General features: G+C 50.7%; 16 protein-coding genes. 10 read left to right on the top strand and 6 right to left on the bottom strand.

What is annotated here, in order from left to right; all coding sequences use genetic code 11:
- Positions 1 to 126: 126 nt before the first annotated feature.
- A complete protein-coding gene (locus F3J38_RS03415; protein WP_167135082.1) occupies positions 127 to 957 on the bottom strand; it encodes a helix-turn-helix domain-containing protein in 831 nt (276 codons plus the stop codon).
- A 230-nt stretch (positions 958 to 1,187) separates the two neighbouring features.
- On the opposite strand from F3J38_RS03415, the gene F3J38_RS03410 reads away from it, so the two are divergent.
- The 7 genes from F3J38_RS03410 to F3J38_RS03380 all read left to right on the top strand — a co-directional run bounded on the left by F3J38_RS03410 (position 1,188) and on the right by F3J38_RS03380 (position 8,181).
- A complete protein-coding gene (locus F3J38_RS03410; protein WP_167135081.1) occupies positions 1,188 to 2,327 on the top strand; it encodes an ornithine cyclodeaminase family protein in 1,140 nt (379 codons plus the stop codon).
- A 25-nt stretch (positions 2,328 to 2,352) separates the two neighbouring features.
- The gene (locus F3J38_RS03405; protein WP_084931406.1) at positions 2,353 to 2,775 is read left to right on the top strand and encodes a RidA family protein; all 423 of its coding nucleotides are present in this window, start codon (positions 2,353 to 2,355) and stop codon (positions 2,773 to 2,775) included.
- Positions 2,776 to 2,789: 14 nt separating this feature from the next.
- A complete protein-coding gene (locus tag F3J38_RS03400; protein WP_167135079.1) occupies positions 2,790 to 4,094 on the top strand; it encodes an NAD(P)/FAD-dependent oxidoreductase in 1,305 nt (434 codons plus the stop codon).
- 137 nt (positions 4,095 to 4,231) lie between these two features.
- The gene (gene leuC / locus F3J38_RS03395; RefSeq protein ID WP_167135077.1) at positions 4,232 to 5,653 is read left to right on the top strand and encodes a 3-isopropylmalate dehydratase large subunit; all 1,422 of its coding nucleotides are present in this window, start codon (positions 4,232 to 4,234) and stop codon (positions 5,651 to 5,653) included.
- A 1-nt stretch (position 5,654) separates the two neighbouring features.
- Positions 5,655 to 6,284, top strand: a complete 630-nt coding sequence (leuD, locus tag F3J38_RS03390; RefSeq protein WP_167135075.1) for a 3-isopropylmalate dehydratase small subunit — start codon at positions 5,655 to 5,657, stop codon at positions 6,282 to 6,284.
- A complete protein-coding gene (locus tag F3J38_RS03385) occupies positions 6,277 to 7,191 on the top strand; it encodes an alpha/beta fold hydrolase (protein ID WP_167135073.1) in 915 nt (304 codons plus the stop codon). Before leuD ends, F3J38_RS03385 begins: the two co-directional genes overlap by 8 nt.
- Positions 7,192 to 7,221: 30 nt before the next feature.
- A complete protein-coding gene (locus F3J38_RS03380) occupies positions 7,222 to 8,181 on the top strand; it encodes a LysR family transcriptional regulator (protein ID WP_167135071.1) in 960 nt (319 codons plus the stop codon).
- Between the two features lie 26 nt (positions 8,182 to 8,207).
- Here the strand turns inward: F3J38_RS03380 and F3J38_RS03375 are convergent, their stop codons facing one another.
- Together F3J38_RS03375 and kup are read right to left on the bottom strand one after the other, a co-directional pair.
- A complete protein-coding gene (locus tag F3J38_RS03375; protein WP_045815559.1) occupies positions 8,208 to 8,513 on the bottom strand; it encodes a YdgH/BhsA/McbA family protein in 306 nt (101 codons plus the stop codon).
- Between the two features lie 279 nt (positions 8,514 to 8,792).
- Positions 8,793 to 10,661, bottom strand: a complete 1,869-nt coding sequence (gene kup / locus F3J38_RS03370) for a low affinity potassium transporter Kup (protein ID WP_045815558.1) — start codon at positions 10,659 to 10,661, stop codon at positions 8,793 to 8,795.
- Between the two features lie 351 nt (positions 10,662 to 11,012).
- Between kup and F3J38_RS03365 the strand changes: the two genes are divergently transcribed.
- Positions 11,013 to 12,122, top strand: coding sequence for an SDR family oxidoreductase (locus F3J38_RS03365; RefSeq protein WP_167135069.1), 1,110 nt, complete (start codon positions 11,013 to 11,015; stop codon positions 12,120 to 12,122).
- 115 nt (positions 12,123 to 12,237) lie between these two features.
- On the opposite strand, the gene F3J38_RS03360 is transcribed toward F3J38_RS03365, so the two are convergent.
- The gene (locus F3J38_RS03360; protein WP_045832522.1) at positions 12,238 to 13,038 is read right to left on the bottom strand and encodes a MetQ/NlpA family ABC transporter substrate-binding protein; all 801 of its coding nucleotides are present in this window, start codon (positions 13,036 to 13,038) and stop codon (positions 12,238 to 12,240) included.
- Between the two features lie 403 nt (positions 13,039 to 13,441).
- On the opposite strand from F3J38_RS03360, the gene F3J38_RS03355 reads away from it, so the two are divergent.
- On the top strand, positions 13,442 to 13,648 hold the full coding sequence (locus F3J38_RS03355) for a hypothetical protein (protein ID WP_156149360.1): 207 nt from the start codon (positions 13,442 to 13,444) through the stop codon (positions 13,646 to 13,648).
- An 18-nt stretch (positions 13,649 to 13,666) separates the two neighbouring features.
- Here the strand turns inward: F3J38_RS03355 and F3J38_RS03350 are convergent, their stop codons facing one another.
- Positions 13,667 to 14,239 (bottom strand): TetR/AcrR family transcriptional regulator, encoded by a 573-nt coding sequence (locus tag F3J38_RS03350; protein WP_167135067.1) that lies wholly within the window; start codon positions 14,237 to 14,239, stop codon positions 13,667 to 13,669.
- Positions 14,240 to 14,328: 89 nt separating this feature from the next.
- Between F3J38_RS03350 and F3J38_RS03345 the strand changes: the two genes are divergently transcribed.
- Positions 14,329 to 15,225 (top strand): ABC transporter six-transmembrane domain-containing protein, encoded by an 897-nt coding sequence (locus F3J38_RS03345; RefSeq protein ID WP_167135065.1) that lies wholly within the window; start codon positions 14,329 to 14,331, stop codon positions 15,223 to 15,225.
- A gap of 3 nt (positions 15,226 to 15,228) precedes the next feature.
- Here F3J38_RS03345 and F3J38_RS03340 read toward each other — a convergent pair whose 3' ends face one another.
- The gene (locus F3J38_RS03340) at positions 15,229 to 16,017 is read right to left on the bottom strand and encodes an MBL fold metallo-hydrolase (protein ID WP_167135063.1); all 789 of its coding nucleotides are present in this window, start codon (positions 16,015 to 16,017) and stop codon (positions 15,229 to 15,231) included.
- Positions 16,018 to 16,046 lie beyond the last annotated feature (29 nt).

Raw genomic sequence — 16,046 nt, 5'->3', positions numbered from 1 at the left:
AGAAATTTCCCAGGCAGTCTATGCCGCCTGAGGCAGGTAACGTAGCGGCATCATTTCTCAGCTCCGAGGCTGCCGGATAGAAAATATCGGACAGGGTCACAGTGCAACACTGCACTCTTTTAGTGCTTAGTGAAACTGCAGACGATGGAAATAGTCATCATCAGTAATACGGCGCTGATAGTCACAGGGCGTGGTGCTCACGAATTTTTTAAATTCACGCAGAAAGTGGGATTGGTCACTGAAACCAAGATCAAATGCCAAATCGCTAAACGACAGATCCTGCCTTAAATGGATGCTGTTAATGGCAGATTGGCACCGCAAAATACGGCTAAATGCTTTGGGCGACATGCCGGTATCTTGGCGAAACTGGCGCTGAATAGTGCGGCAGGTATATCCGGTCAGCGCTTCCAACTGATCGATGCGAATGTTGCCATGCAACTGACGCATTGTCTGAATAATCATTGACGTTACCGACGAGGCCTTGCGCACCAGACGCGGCGTAAAGTAAGCGTTGAATAACGCAATCTGGCGGGCAAAATCACGCGCTTGCACAATCTGTTCGAACGCTAAGCGCGCATCGGGAACCACATCGAGAAAACTGAACTCGCGATCGGGTATCTCCTCCGCCATTACGTCCAGGAAATCGGGAATGATGCCCGGCGCAAAACGCACACCAAAATAGTGATGATTGTGATGCATATCAGCGCCTCGCGCCTCCAGCGTCGTACCACATACGCGCGCACGGGGATATTGGGCATCGCAATCAAATACGATATCCACACAACCATCCGGTATTGCCAACGTCATGCAGGCATTCTGCGCCACTTCAAAGCTGTAGAAATGTGAAATCGCCGGGTTATCCGATGCGATCACTGAATAGTGTCGTGCGGCATTGAGCACAAACCAAGGTTGCTCGGGCTGGAAACCACTGTGGCGATACAAAGGGAGTTGTGTCATGGCGTGCTCCGCAACGGGCGAGATAGATCCTGAGTAATGCAATCGTTGTGCCACGCCTGCGTTTCGCCATGTCGCAAATATTCAATACAGCCGGACATCTGACGCGTTATTTCTATTTCACACAGCGAAAAACCCCGTTAATACGACGATGTAAGCCTGTGACATCGCTATATATGGCAATTTTCGCGACAGCGGGATATCGACCAAAAGACTGATTGAAGAGGCGACCTATGAGTGATTCAACCCGGATCGATTTTATTTACCTGTCGGAGCAAGACATGATTCGTGCAGGCGTGACCGATATGTCCGCCTGTGTGGACACCATGGAAGAGATGTTTGGGCTGCTGTATCACGGCGACTATCGTATGGCTGGCGCGAATAATGACTCGCATGGTGCAATGGTAACTTTCCCGGAAAACTCACCGTTTCCAACCATGCCAAAACCCACTGCTGACCGCCGCATGATGGCGATGCCCGCGTATTTGGGCGGCAATTTCTGTACCGCAGGTGTGAAGTGGTACGGCTCCAACATCGCTAACCGTGAAAAGGGTCTGCCACGCTCGATTCTGATGTTCACCTTGAATGATGCTGATACTGGCGCCCCTCTGGCGCACATGTCCGCCAACCTGTTGTCCGCGTATCGTACCGGTGCTGTGCCTGGCGTGGGAGCACGCCATCTGGCACGTAAAGATTCGCGGGTAATTGGTCTGTTGGGACCGGGTGTGATGGGCAAGACCGCCGTAGCCGCTTTCATCGCCGTATGTCCGCATATCGACACCATTAAAGTCAAAGGGCGTGGGCAGCGGAGCCTCGATAACTTCCTGACCTGGGTGCAAGAAACCTATCCACAAATCAAGCACGTCGAGATTGTAAATACGTTAGAGGCGGTCGTTCGCGGGAGTGACATTGTCACTTATTGCAGCTCTGGTGAAGTCGGTGACCCTAATACTTATCCATTGGTGAAGCGTGAATGGGTCAAAGAGGGAGCGTTTTTGGCGATGCCTGCATTGTGCAACATTGACGAAGGCATGGAGCAGCCGGACGTCCGCAAGGTGCTGGATAACACGGGCTTATATCACGCCTGGTTTGAAGAGGTGCCGAAACCTGCGCATCGCACCATTCCGATTATCGGAGTGCGCTTCATGGATATGGTGGCCGAGGGACAGCTGCAAGCTGAGCAGTTGGAAGACATCGGCAAGATCGTCGCCGGTGATGCGCCCGGACGTCAAAACGATCAAGAGATCATCATCATGTCAGTCGGGGGTATGCCGGTTGAAGACGTGGCATGGGGCACGGTGCTGTATCGCAATGCGATTGAGAAAGGCATCGGCGTGAAGCTCAACCTTTGGGAAACACCCGTTTTAAGCTAACCAACCCATTAAAAGAGAGCACATAATGACGCATATCATCAAAGTTAAAACCGGTTCCAAGTTTGAAGAGCAAGCCAGTTATTCACGTATTGTGGCAGTCGATAATTGGATTTATGTCTCCAACACCGCAGGACGCAACCCGCTAACCAAAGAAATTCCCGCTGATTTGCGTGAACAGACCTTACAGGTATTTGCCAATATCGAAGCGGCCTTAGCGGCAATTGATGCTTCACTGCAGGATGTGGTGTGTTCGCGCGTCTTTATTCAGAACCCGGATGATGTTCCCACCGTGATGGCGATCATTGGCGAGAAGTTCCGCGGTATTAATCCAGCCTCGACCGTGACGTGCCCGCCACTGGGCTCGACCGTCTACAAAGTCGAACTGGAAGTCACAGCATACCGCGGCGCGGGTAAAGCCGAGGTTCAGGAAATTACCGTAGCCCTGTAAGGGCGGGAGATGCTATGGCACCTGTTATTACGCCAGTGACCACCTCGCCAATGATGCCAGATGCCACCACTGTAGTGATCATTGGCGGTGGCATTGTAGGGTTAACGGCCGCGCTAACGCTCGCGGAGCGCAACATTCCGGTGGTGGTGCTGGAAAAAGGGCGTATCGCGGGTGAACAGTCATCACGCAATTTGGGCTGGATCCGTAAAACCAGCCGTGCGCTGGAGGATATCCCTCTGGCCCAGGCCGCTGACCGTTTATGGGCGCAGATGGCCATGCGTGTGGGAAGCGATGTGGGCTACCGTCAGGCCGGCATCATGTTTATTGCTCGCAATGAAAAGCAGATGGCAATGCATGAAAACTGGCTAAAGGGCGTGAACGCCGCTGGACTGGACACCCGACTGCTCAGCAATAGCGAGATTGCGATGCGCGTGCCCGGTGGCGCGGAAAAATGGGCGGGCGGTATTTTTACCGCCTCTGATGGACGTGCAGAACCCACGCTCGCAGCCAGCGCCATTGCTAAAGCGGCCATGGCAAAGGGCGCGATTATCATTGAGCACTGTGCTGTGCGTGGTTTAGCCACCAGCAACGGCAAGGTCAGTGGCGTGGTAACAGAGCGCGGTGAGATTCGTTGCGATCAGGTGTTACTCGCTGCCGGTGCCTGGTCACGTCGCTTCCTCGGCAATCTCGGCATTAATTTGCCAACCTTGCCACTGATTTGCTCGGTCATGCGTACCAAACCGCTGCAAGGACCCGCCAACATCGCGGTGGGTGCGCCAGATTTTTCATTCCGTCAGCATCAGGATGGCGGTTTCATCATCACGCAACGCGGTGCGCTAGACGCCCCCTTGACGCTTGATCATTTGTTAATTGGGACGCGCTATATGCCCCAATTACGCCATGCCCGCGACAACTTGCGAATTTCACTGGGCAAATATTTCCTTAAGGATCTGGCGATGGCACGTCGCTGGCGCAACGATCGACGCACACCTTTTGAAAAAGTCCGTACACTCGACCCACTGGCTAATCCGGCATTGAACGGGGAAGCGATGAGTAATCTCAGTGCCGCCTGGCCGGTGTTTAAGCAAGCCGTCATGGCTGAGTCATGGGCGGGCGTCATTGATGTGACGCCAGATTCCAACCCGGTGATTGGCCCTGTGGCGTCAATGCCGGGATTAACGCTGGCCACTGGTTTTTCAGGCCACGGTTTTGGCACATCACCGGCTGCAGGGCAGTTAGCTGCCGATTTGGTGACTGGGCATCCACCGCTCATCGATCCCACGCCTTATCGTTTTGAACGTCTGATTTCTTCCCATTAACTCAGGGGCGGCTGGTTAGTCGCCCATAAGTTACATTTCATAGATCATTACATCACGTATCGTGTTCATTAACTCGCCTGCTTCTGTATTACCCTAATGTCTCTAATGACTTGTTAATACTTTATGTGGGCAATCGCATGGCTAACAAAACACTGTATGAAAAACTGATCGATCAGCATGTCGTACGTAAGTTGGACGATGAAGGGCATGTGTTGCTCTATATTGATCGGTCTATCCTGAATGAATACACCAGCCCGCAGGCATTCAGTGGCCTGCGTGAACATCAACGCCCTGTGCGCCATCCCGCCACCATTTTGCTCAACGTGGATCATGTGAATCCAACCAGACCGGAACGTGATGAAGCCATGACCGATGCCGGTGGCCAGTTGCAAGTCGACTATTTCCGTCAGAACGCCGCCCATTTCGGTATCGAACTGTTTGATGTGATGGACCCACGCCAGGGAATTGAACATGTGGTCGCACATGAACAAGGATTGGTGATGCCCGGCATGGTGATTGCTGCCGGTGACAGCCACACCACCACCTACGGTGCATTTGGCGCACTGGGTTTCGGTATCGGTACGTCCGAAATTGAACACTTGCTGGCGACACAAACCCTGATTTATCGCCGATTAAAAACCATGCAAGTGAAGGTCGAAGGCGAGCTGCCTTATGGTTGTTCCGCCAAGGACATCATTCTGGCGCTGATTGAACGTATTGGTGCCTCAGGTGCGACCGGGTATGCCATCGAATTCTGCGGAGCAACCATTGATGCACTGAGCATGGAGGGGCGCATGACCCTGTGTAATATGGCCGTTGAAGCAGGCGCACGCGGAGCGATTATCGCGCCGGATGAAAAGGTGTTTGCCTATATTGAGGGCAAACCACAAATGCCGACTGGCTATCTGTGGCAGCAAGCAAAAAGTGAGTGGCTTACGCTGCGCAGCGATGAAGAGGCGAAATTTGACCGCGCGTTGACCCTGGATTGCAGCAATCTCGAACCGAAAGTCACTTGGGGCATTAGCCCGGACCAAACCAGTGCAATCAGTGGGCGAGTACCGGATCCCGCACTGGAAAAAGATTTAATCAAACAGCAGGCGCTGAAAACTGCGTTGAAATATATGGGTCTGGAGCCCGGCACGCCGCTGGAAAGTATCGCCATTACCCATGCGTTTATTGGCTCCTGTACCAATGGCCGAATTGAAGACCTCCGTGCTGCCGCTGCGGTGATTGGTGAACGTAAAATTGCCCGCCACGTGCGCGGAATCATTGTGCCGGGTTCGACTCAAGTCCGTCAGCAAGCAGAAGCTGAAGGGTTAGCCCGCATCTTCATCGATGCCGGATTTGAATGGCGGCAGTCAGGGTGCTCAATGTGCCTTGCAATGAATGAAGATGTCTTGGCACCCGGCGACCGCTGTGCCTCTGGCACCAATCGCAACTTTCCCGGCCGACAAGGGGCGGGGGCTCGCACGCATTTGATGAGCCCAGCGATGGTGGCCGCTGCTGCATTAGCCGGCCATCTGGTCGATGTTCGCAGTTTGATGACAGTAGAGGGTTAAAATGGAAGCATTTCACAGTATCACCGGCAAAATCGCACCTTTACCCGCCGCCAATATCGACACAGATGTCATCATGCCCAAGCAATTCCTCAAGGGCATTGACCGCCAAGGGCTTGATCGGGGGGTATTCTTCGATCTGCGCTTCCTGGCTGACGGCTCACCAAATCCTGATTTCATCCTGAATCAACCCGGTTGGGAGCAGGCTGCATTTCTACTGGTAGGCGCCAACTTTGGTTGTGGCTCCAGTCGTGAACACGCGGTGTGGGGACTGAATCAACTGGGGATTCGTGCCCTTATTGGCACGAGCTTTGCGGGTATCTTCGACGACAACTGCCAACGTAATGGTGTGCTGACACTGACACTCAGCGAAGAAGCGTATCAACAACTGAGCGAAGCGACTCTCGATGCCGCACATAATGAAATCACGATATCGCTGGAACATCAGACTCTCTGCTTCAATAATCAAACACTGCACTTTGAGGTCAGCGCGTTAAAACGCGAGATGTTGTTGGGTGGAGGCAGTGCAGTTGACTGGACATTGCAGTACGAGCCTGACATTACGCAGTTCGAAAAACAGCATTTTGCCCAACGTCCGTGGTTGCAGCGGGTAAAAGGACAACAAGATGAGTGAAATGACGGATCGAGGCGCATCACCGTTTATCGAAGGTTTTGCTTTAAAGGATGTAAAACTCGCTAATGGTGTGACACTGCGTGTTGCCACAGGCGGCGAAGGCTCGCCTTTACTGATGTTGCATGGCCATCCACAAAACCATCTGGCATGGCGTAAAGTTGCGCCAGAGTTGGCGAAAAAATACCAGGTCATACTGCCGGATTTGCGCGGTTACGGCGACAGTGACAAGCCGGCCAGCGATGAGCAACATCTTACCTACGCGAAACGCAGCATGGCGGATGACATCAGCCTGCTGATCGATGCATTGGGACTGGAACATGTGGCTTTCGTGGGGCACGATCGTGGCGCTCGGGTTGGGCACCGTCTGGCGCTCGACCATCCTGAAAAGGTCACCTGTTGTACTTTTGTTGATATTGCACCCACAGCGACCATGTATGCGAAAACGGATAAAGCCTTTGCCACACGCTATTTCTGGTGGTTCTTTTTGATCCAACCGTATCCGCTGCCGGAGACCATGATCGGCCAGGATCCGGCATTTTTCCTGAGAAAACATATCGACGGACAGTTGAAAACACCGGGTGCCACATCAGAAGCGGTGTTTAACGATTATCTGCGCTGTTATCAGCAACCTGAGATGATTCATGCGGTGTGTGAAGACTATCGCGCTGCTGCGACCATCGATTTAGAACATGATGCGCAGGACAGCGAGAAGCGTATTGCTTGCCCACTACAGTTGCTTTGGGGCGAGAAGGGCACAGTGGGTCAATTATACGATGTCGTTTCGACCTGGCAGGATAAAGCCGTTGACGTGCAGGGGGCAGCACTGCCTTGTGGGCACTCCCCGCAGGAAGAGATTCCAGAGGTGTTTCTGGCGCAGCTACAAGGCTTCCTCGATTCTGTGCTATAACCCTCCGATGCCCGTTAACAGTGTGATGCCATGAAGCAAGAGCTTGCCGGAAAAAACGTCCAGAAACCCTTGCAGGGCTGGCCTGCTATCGAAGACCTCTATGTTTTCATCAGTGTGGCGCGCCACGACGGTTTTGGGCGCGCCGCAGTGGAACTTGGCCAGTCGCCTTCCTATATCAGTAAACGCATTGCTATTTTGGAGAAGCAGCTGGATACCCGACTGTTTTTCAGAACCAACCGGGTGATGCGCCTGACACCAGAAGGTGAGAAGGCGTTGGAGGGGGCACAGCAGGTGCTCCAGGAAATGGATGCTTTCCTCAGTAACTTCCGGCAGTGGCGTGGGGAACTGACCGGCGATATGACAGTAGGCTGCTCGATGGGTTTTGGGCAGGATTATCTCTCTGACGCCATCTCCGCCTTTATCTCTCAGCACCCGTCATTGAATATCAAGCTGATCCTCAGCGACCGAGAAATTGATTTAATGCAGTCGGGGACCGACGTAGATATTCAAGTTGGCGACGACCTCAATCACGCCTATATTGCACGCAAACTGGCCGCCAACCGGCGAATTCTCTGCGCATCTCCTGACTATTTATCCCAATCAGCGCCACTCAATTCGTTGGATGATTTAATTCATCACAGCTGTCTTATCATTAATGAAAAGCACAGTACCTTTGGCAATTGGCCGCTGACTGACGGGGAACAAAAGATATTGTGCCGTCTGAATAGTCATTATTCATCGAACAGTGGCAAGGTTATTCTTAATTGGGCCTTGAAGTCGCACGGTATTGCTCTGCGCTCTGCATGGGATGTCGAACCCTATCTGGCACGGGGGGAATTAGTGCATGTATTACCGCAGTGGTATCAGGAAGCGAATATCTGGGCGGTGTATACGCAACGGACGTCAGAATCGCCGCGCATAAAAGTCTTTATTGATTTCTTGGTGCAATACTTCGCAGAAAAAAGCCTGTCACGGGAGTGGCAGGCTTAATTTAGGCTTGGATGCGTAGGTTAACATCAGCCGTACGCCACTTTGCTGTTAATGTGGTACAGCGTGGCAGTCGCTGCCATCACATGCTGACCATCATGGCCAGGTTCATGGGATTCAACATCCGTAATGTGATAACCAACAGCGCCAGCGGCTAGCGTCTTTTTGACTATCGCGTCAGTCAACTCTTCCATCGACGTGGCCCAGCTCACTGAAGTGAAGCCGACTGGGTGAATGGATGAGAGTTCGCGATGAGTGAGGTCAGCACGGACTAATACTGGTTTAACATTTTGCGGTGTGAAAATAGAAATCACGTCGTTAATAAGTTCTTTCATGGTCTTACTCCTCAAAATAACAACTGAGCCGATTTCGAAGCGACACGTTTTATTGTTGATGATTGATTTATTAAACCCGGCAGTTGCGCACGGCAGGTAATCGGCGCCGGTAGGCTTAATAAACACCTTTTGAGGTTATGCGTTTTAGCTTTAATTGCTAATTAGTTGTTAAGAAAAGTTCAGCCACAACTCTGATAAACTTTAGGGAATATTTTTTCATCTGCTTACATTTAGGGCAGGCTATTTAAACAGTTGGGGCGCAGCAGACGCCCCATTTTGTTAAAACTCGCGTTGTCCACCTAACTCGATCACTCGATTCGGTGGAATGTTGAATTGTTCATGTGCCCGTAACGCATTACGTTGGCAGAAGTGGAAGATGCCACCTTTAACTCGCGCCAAACCTTTGCGCTTTTTCATCACCAGTGTGTCGTGTGAGGTAAAGAACGAGGCTTCATTGACGGTACAACCAAAACCTTCTAAACCACATAAATGCAGTACCTCAGCCATTGAAGGCACTTCACGCCATCCATATGCCGCCGTGACTTGCCAGAATGACGGTGACAACTGCGTAATGGTGATGCGTTGTTGGTTGTGCACGCGCGGGGTATCGGTGGTACGAATATTTAGCAGCACCACGCGTTTGTGCAGCACGCGGTTATGTTTGAGGTTATGCAGTAGGGCTTGTGGGATCTCAAACTCTTTACGAGCGAGGAAAATCGCCGTTCCCGGCACGCGACTCGGCGGATTAGTTTCCAGTGACTTCACTAATGCCTGAAGGCTTTCAGGGTCGTTATTCAACTTCTTAATTAATCGATTACGCTCGGTGCTCCAGATCAGCATTAACCCCATCATGGTCAGTGCCATGACCACCGGCACCCATCCACCGGATAACAACTTCATCAAGTTGGCGGCGAACAGGGGGATATCAATGGTCAGCATACAAATGAGAAATACCAATGCCAGCGGTAGCGGCCATTTCCAGTTACGCAGCGCCACCACGCCAGCCAGACAAGCGGTTATCACCATGGTGCCCGTCACCACAATACCGTACGCCGAGGAGAGGGCTGAAGATTGTCGGAACGCCAGCACGATCACGGTGACGGCAACAAAAAGCAGCCAGTTAACAACCGGAATATAGATCTGCCCGGATTCGGTATGTGAGGTAAACACAATACGCATCGGGGGGAGGAAGCCTTGGCGAATCGCCTGATGCGTCAAGGTGTAAACACCAGAAATCACAGACTGTGCCGCGATAACGGTGGCGAGCGTTGAGAGTACGATGAGCGGGATCTGCCCCCAGCCAGGTGCAAGGTTAAAGAAAGGGTTATTGATGGCTTTAGCGTCGGCGATAACCAGCGCGCCCTGTCCAAAATAGTTGAGCACCAACGCGGGCATCGCTATCACCAGCCAGGCCATACGAATTGGCGCTTTACCAAGGTGCCCCATGTCAGCATACAGTGCTTCGGCACCCGTCACTGCCAACACCACCATACCCAGCGCGGCAAAGGACAGCGCCTTATGCGTCAATAAAAACGTCAGGGCGTAGGAAGGGCTGAGAGCGTGGAGCACTGTGGGATTGAGCGCGATCCCGCGAATCCCTAATAAGCCAATCGAGACAAACCAGATAAACATGACGGGGCCAAACACTTTACTGACTTTCTCAGTGCCATGTTTTTGGATCATAAACAGCAGAGTCAGAATCACAACCGCCAAGGGAACGACAAACTTGTCCAGATGCGGTGAAACGACTTCCATCCCTTCAATCGCGGATAACACGGATATCGCTGGTGTGATAATCCCGTCACCGTAAAAGAATGCCCCACCGGTGAGACCTGCTAACACAATAATATGGCCGATTTTAGGGCTGACATTGCGGCGAGCCAATGACATCAGCGTCAAAATGCCGCCTTCGCCGTCGTGGTCGGCCCGCATGACAAAACAGACGTATTTCAATGTCACGATGAGCGTGAGCGCCCAAAAAATCAGCGATAAGAAGCCCATGACGGCGACGGTGGATAGAGAGCCATCTGGCAAGATTGAAAGACACTCTTTCAAGGTATACAGCGGGCTGGTACCGATATCACCAAACACGATCCCTGCGGCGGCCAGCATGCCAGCAGGCAGAGATTGTTTCTCGGTCTGACTCATAGATTTCCTGTTTCTTTTCAGCGTGGAGCAGCGATGGCTGTGTATGATGGCGAACATACCTTTTTCCCTGCCAGGTGAATAGCAGGTGGCGATTTTATGCACTGCATTTTTACGCCAGGCAGTGAAATTTTTACGACATTTTTATATCTCGGTTTACTTTTTGATCTCAGAATAGTCGATAAATCAGAAGCAAACTGACGACTGGCGATCATAAATTCATCACAGTTAAACGGTTACTAACCGGAACGTATTTTTCCCACCACCACCCAAACACATTTATCCGCCATTTATCTTGCCTGTTCTACATTCGACGCAATCCTTTTGATCAAAACTGACCTGTAGATCGACACTATGAATACGATTCTTGTTACTGGCGCGACTGGCTTCCTGGGCGGCGCGGTTACCGTGAATTTATTAAAGAAAAGAGAAAATAACCGTTTGCTCCTGTTGGTGCGCGGTGATTCACCGTCCGAAGGATTGACGCGGCTTCAAGGGAATTTGGCCAAGTTCGGTGTGGATGCTAGTTTGCTGAATACGTTAACTGCAGAAAATATTTTAATCGGGGATTTGGCTGAGCCGGAACGATTCACGGACGATGCGCGACTGGATGCGGTGACACATGTGATGAACTGCGCCGCCGTCGCCTCATTTGGTACCAACCCTTATATTTGGAAAGTGAACGTAGAAGGGACGTTCCAGTTTGCCCGCCGTATGAGCCTGGTGAGTGGTTTAAAGCGATTCATTCACGTAGGGACCGCCATGTCTTGCGCCCCCGAAGCCAATACCTTGGTGACCGAAAGCGAATTGAATACGCTGCGCGATCAGCACATTGTGGAATACACCTGGAGTAAAGCCACGGTAGAAAAAATGATGACCGAATCGCTGCCGAATTTGCCACTGGTCATTGCTCGGCCTTCTATCGTGGTTGGCCATTCCGATCACGGCTGCACCCCCTCGCCGAGTATTTTCTGGGTGTTCCGCATGGCCCTTACGCTGGGTAAGTTCATGTGTGAACTGGAGGACCGCATTGATGTGGTGCCAGTAGATTACTGCGCAGATGCATTGGAATTATTGCTGACCGCCGAGAACGTCGATAAAAGTATTATTCATATTTCTGCTGGACTCCACAGCAGTGTGACCTTTGCCGAAATTGATAAAGCGATGGCAAAGGCTTCAGGTCAGATTCCAGTGGCAGAGACGTATCAAAAGGTCAACTACCGGGAGTTGGCTGAAAGTAAGAAAAGCTTCTCGTCTCTGTTTGGCCCCTGCAACGAGCGTATTGTGCTGAGAGCGATGAATCTCTATGGCCACTTTTCAAAGCTCAATGTGGTTTTCAGCAATGATAAATTGCTGGAGTTGGGCATGCCGCCATCGTCAAAATTCACTGATTATCTGCATCGCTGCGTCACCTCGACGAAAGATGCAACCATTGCGGAATTAATGGAAGTGGATTTTAAATAACCTCAACGCGAAATACTGATATGACATGATGATTGTCAGTTGAGCGGTCTGTTACCAAACCTTTTCAGTCAAGCCTTTATAGGGGGGTCCTGTAGGACGCCCCTATAATAGGCTATTACCAGCCTTTAATAATATCGCCTTTATAAATCTCGTTAGCTTTATCCAGCACTTGCTGTGACTGGAAAGCTTCTTTCAATTTCTGCACGTTGGCACTGTCTTTGTTGTCTTCACGCGCCACAATGGCATTCACGTATGGTGAGGCTTTGCCTTCCATAAACATGCCGTCACGCGAGGCAGAAAGATTCACCAGCGCAGCAAAGTTGTTATTGATGATCGAGATATAAACCTGCGGATCGTCTAACGTGCGTGCCAACTGTGGGGTATCGACTTCAACGATTTTCAGCTTCTTAGGATTGTCTGTGATATCCAGTGTTGTCGGCAGCAGACCTGCTTCCGGCTTCACTTTGATCAGACCTTGTGCTTGTAGCAATAACAAACTGCGGCCCAGAGTGGTCGCTTCGTTAGAAATGGTGACAGTAGCACCCTCAGGCAACTCGGCCAGGGTTTTAATCTTGCGCGAGTATCCTGCAATCGGGAACACGAAGGTGTTGGTGACGACAGCAAATTTATAGCCGCGCTCTTTTGACTGCATTTCCAGGTAAGGCAGGCTTTGGAAGGCGTTGACATCAACATCCTTATTGCGCAGCGCCTCGTTTGGCTGCACGTAATCGTTAAATGCAACGACATCGACATCCAGATGATACTTATCATGCGCTACCTGCTTCACAGTCTGCCAGATCGCCTCATCAGGTCCGGTATTAATCGCAACTTTGATGGCATTATCTTTTTGGTTATCGCATGCGCTGAGCAGGGAAACGGCAGCAGCGAGCAGGGTGGAAAGCACAATTTTTTTCATGACACAGGTCCCATAGAAACGTAGGGGAAGGACTATAATATACGTCTGGACGTCTGTACATCCATTGGGAGCGCGTTCGCTTGAATTTCATGCAGCTCAAAAAATCGCTCAATCATACTTTTTAGTAATTAATCCCCGTGACTGACATTGTGTTTTGCTGATATATCCAACAGGAAATAATTTAGAAAAACCGAAGATTTCAGGCTCGGAGTTGCGATCTTGGGCTTTATCTCAACTTGAGATCGATCTCATTTATCAGTATTTCTGCGGGTTGTTGGGGTGAGGTTCGTCGAATGTCATTGTAATTTTCGCAGAACGTAATATTAATATAACTGCATTGTGCGTCCTGATACTTACAAGATAATCTGTTGATGCAGATTATCTTGTTATAGATCGGGAGAAGATGATGGAGTCTGTTAAAGCGTTGAACATGGAGCAGTTGAACAAGTTTCTCAGTAGCGGTAAGCACTCTTCAGTTATTATTGGCTTCAATCTCACCAGCGATGCGTTTTTCAACATGGCAGCCTATTGGCGCGATCGCGGTGTCACGATTGAAAAACGCGATGCCTATTTTGTCGCCACCACCGATAATTCATTAACCACTTCCTGAAACAGAGAGTTCGGCAACTTAAAGCGCGAGTTTAATAAAGGCACGTAAATCGTTTATCGCCTGTTCCCGCGCTTCAGTCTGTTGCACCACAATCAGTAAATCCGCATAGCCATTTAACATGGCGCTGAGTTGACGTGCCACCTGCTGGGCATTTGCTTCACGAAATGCACCTGTACTGATGCCATCCTCTATGATTCCCGCCATCAATGCTTGCCAATGTTGTGTCAATTGCGTGGCCAATTGCGCATACGCCGCTTCAGTTGTCGCTTTACGCCAAAGAGAACTGTACAGCTGCCACACTGCATCCGGTTCCTGCGGTAAATAGCTACTGATAAACGCTTCCAGGCGTTCAGTGAAGGGCAGTTGTTCAATATCCCGGGTAAATACCTGCAAATCACGCTGCGCAAATCGGCCACAGGCTTCCAGGCACAAGGTCGCCCAGTCGGGAAAATAGTGATAGATGTGGCTGCGTGACAGGCCGAGTTGTGTCGTTAACTCGCGCGTTTTCACATTCTCCAATCCCTTTTCAATAAACAGTGCGACCGCTGTGTCCAGGATCTTTTCACGCAACTCCGCTGTTGTCTCTTTCATCACCACCACCGTTGACTTTGAGCAGCCGCTCAAATACAATTTCACCACTTTTGAGCAATCGCTCAAAAGCTCAATTTGAACCTAATCTTATGCAAATCATACCTGAAAACCTCGAAAACGTGGCGTCACACAGCGCCCTCAATACCCTGAAAGTGCTGGCAAAACGAAACAAGAAAAAACTACTTCTGACGCTCATGCTGGTCATCGCTGAAAATGTGGTTTATCTGCTTTATCCACTACTGGCGGGGTTTGCGATTAACGCCATCATGCACGGCCACGCACTACATGGTCTTTTCTATGCCGGTTTGGTATTGGTGATGTGGATGATTGGTGCCGCACGTCGCACCATGGATACGCGAACTTTTGCACGGATCTACGCAGGTCTTGCAGTGCCTGTGATCCTTGCGCAGCGCGAAGAGGCGCATAGCCATTCTGCCATTGCTGCCAGGGTGACGCTGTCACGACAATTCGTTGATTTTTTCGAAACACATCTGCCTATGCTGATCACCTCTACCGCATCTATGTGTGGTGCAGTGGTGATGTTGTTGACCATCGAACCTTGGGCGGGCTTAGTTTGCCTGACAATTTTGGTGCTGTTCGCTGGCTTTCTGCCGCATTACACACGCACTAACGAAGCGTTAATTGCGCGTATGAACGACAGGCTTGAACGGGAAGTGGGCTTTGTTAGTAGTGCTGGAGAACAGAAACTGCATCGGCATTATCATTTCCTGGCAAGGGTGCGCATCCGTCTGTCCGATCGTGAAGCGATGAGTTACTTATCGATTGGTGTTGCCTCAGCACTGCTGTTTGGCATTACGATTACGGTGATGGCGCTAAAAGGCGGAATGAGCGCAGGGCACATTTATTCCGTGATGACCTATTTATGGATGTTTGCCATGAGTCTTGATGATGGCCCAGCATTGCTTGAAAAGTATTCACAGCTCAAAGAGATTGGCAAACGCGTCAATACCGGATTAGCGAAATAAACTTCATCGCAGGCAGTTGAGATAACGCGCCGCTGCCTGTCTGACAATCTGCTGAGCATCTTGGGTAATTTCTCGTCCGGCAAAAGCACCAAAGATTTGCGAGAAAATCACCTTATCAAGGCGGTGAACCAGTGTGCGCAGGGCAGAGGCTGAGAGCGGTAACATATTGGGATAACTCCACATAAAGGAAACCGTATTGGCGCCTGGTGCCACCTGCACAATATCGCCACTCAGCAATATGCCACCACGCTCTGCCCAGTGAAGTACCGATCCACCTGCGAAATGCCCACCCAGCCGCAACAGTTTAACCTCCGGTATGATATCCAGTTCGTCACCTTGCCAGCACTGAATATACGGGCTTTGACGCATAATCCATTGCCGATCATCCGCATGCAAATATACCGGAGCATTAAACGTTGCTGCCCAATCCTGCATCGTACTGTAATAGTGAGGATGTGAAATCGCGATAGCGTGAATACCGCCTAAAGCCTGAATCAGGGTTTCTGTTGCTGAGTCTAAGTTGGCAATACAATCCCACAGAATATTGCCATGCACGGTTTGTAATAAAAATGCACGCTGATTGATGGCAAAAGCTGGCACTGTTTGTAAGCTAAATAATCCTGGCTGATGTTGCTGCCATTTATTTTGGTGGGTAGCGCACAAATCAGAGAGTGCCAGCCAATGCTGCCCACTCACCGGCACAAATTGGCGCTCGTCTTCGCAAATCTTACAATGTCGGATGCTTGCATCATCTTCGTAGGAGGTGCTACAAGCGGTGCAAAGTTTAATCATCTCAATGCTCCATTACGCGGTTTGTATTA

This window comes from Candidatus Pantoea formicae (assembly GCF_011752625.1).
GTDB lineage: Bacteria > Pseudomonadota > Gammaproteobacteria > Enterobacterales > Enterobacteriaceae > Pantoea > Pantoea formicae.
The sequence above is the reverse complement of the archived record's forward strand: the minus strand, read 5'-3'. Positions and strand labels throughout refer to the sequence as shown.

Bases quoted from the DNA above. Each gene is read 5' to 3' on its own strand.
- leuD (WP_167135075.1), top strand. From the start codon at position 5,655: ATGGAAGCATTTCACAGTATCACCGGCAAAATCGCACCTTTACCCGCC.
- F3J38_RS03385 (WP_167135073.1), top strand. From the start codon at position 6,277: ATGAGTGAAATGACGGATCGAGGCGCATCACCGTTTATCGAAGGTTTT.
- F3J38_RS03415 (WP_167135082.1), bottom strand. From the start codon at position 957: ATGACACAACTCCCTTTGTATCGCCACAGTGGTTTCCAGCCCGAGCAA.
- leuC (WP_167135077.1), top strand. From the start codon at position 4,232: ATGGCTAACAAAACACTGTATGAAAAACTGATCGATCAGCATGTCGTA.
- F3J38_RS03400 (WP_167135079.1), top strand. From the start codon at position 2,790: ATGGCACCTGTTATTACGCCAGTGACCACCTCGCCAATGATGCCAGAT.
- F3J38_RS03350 (WP_167135067.1), bottom strand. From the start codon at position 14,239: ATGAAAGAGACAACAGCGGAGTTGCGTGAAAAGATCCTGGACACAGCG.
- F3J38_RS03375 (WP_045815559.1), bottom strand. From the start codon at position 8,513: ATGAAAGAACTTATTAACGACGTGATTTCTATTTTCACACCGCAAAAT.
- F3J38_RS03405 (WP_084931406.1), top strand. From the start codon at position 2,353: ATGACGCATATCATCAAAGTTAAAACCGGTTCCAAGTTTGAAGAGCAA.
- F3J38_RS03360 (WP_045832522.1), bottom strand. From the start codon at position 13,038: ATGAAAAAAATTGTGCTTTCCACCCTGCTCGCTGCTGCCGTTTCCCTG.
- F3J38_RS03380 (WP_167135071.1), top strand. From the start codon at position 7,222: ATGAAGCAAGAGCTTGCCGGAAAAAACGTCCAGAAACCCTTGCAGGGC.
- F3J38_RS03355 (WP_156149360.1), top strand. From the start codon at position 13,442: ATGATGGAGTCTGTTAAAGCGTTGAACATGGAGCAGTTGAACAAGTTT.
- F3J38_RS03345 (WP_167135065.1), top strand. From the start codon at position 14,329: ATGCAAATCATACCTGAAAACCTCGAAAACGTGGCGTCACACAGCGCC.
- F3J38_RS03365 (WP_167135069.1), top strand. From the start codon at position 11,013: ATGAATACGATTCTTGTTACTGGCGCGACTGGCTTCCTGGGCGGCGCG.
- F3J38_RS03340 (WP_167135063.1), bottom strand. From the start codon at position 16,017: ATGATTAAACTTTGCACCGCTTGTAGCACCTCCTACGAAGATGATGCA.
- kup (WP_045815558.1), bottom strand. From the start codon at position 10,661: ATGAGTCAGACCGAGAAACAATCTCTGCCTGCTGGCATGCTGGCCGCC.
- F3J38_RS03410 (WP_167135081.1), top strand. From the start codon at position 1,188: ATGAGTGATTCAACCCGGATCGATTTTATTTACCTGTCGGAGCAAGAC.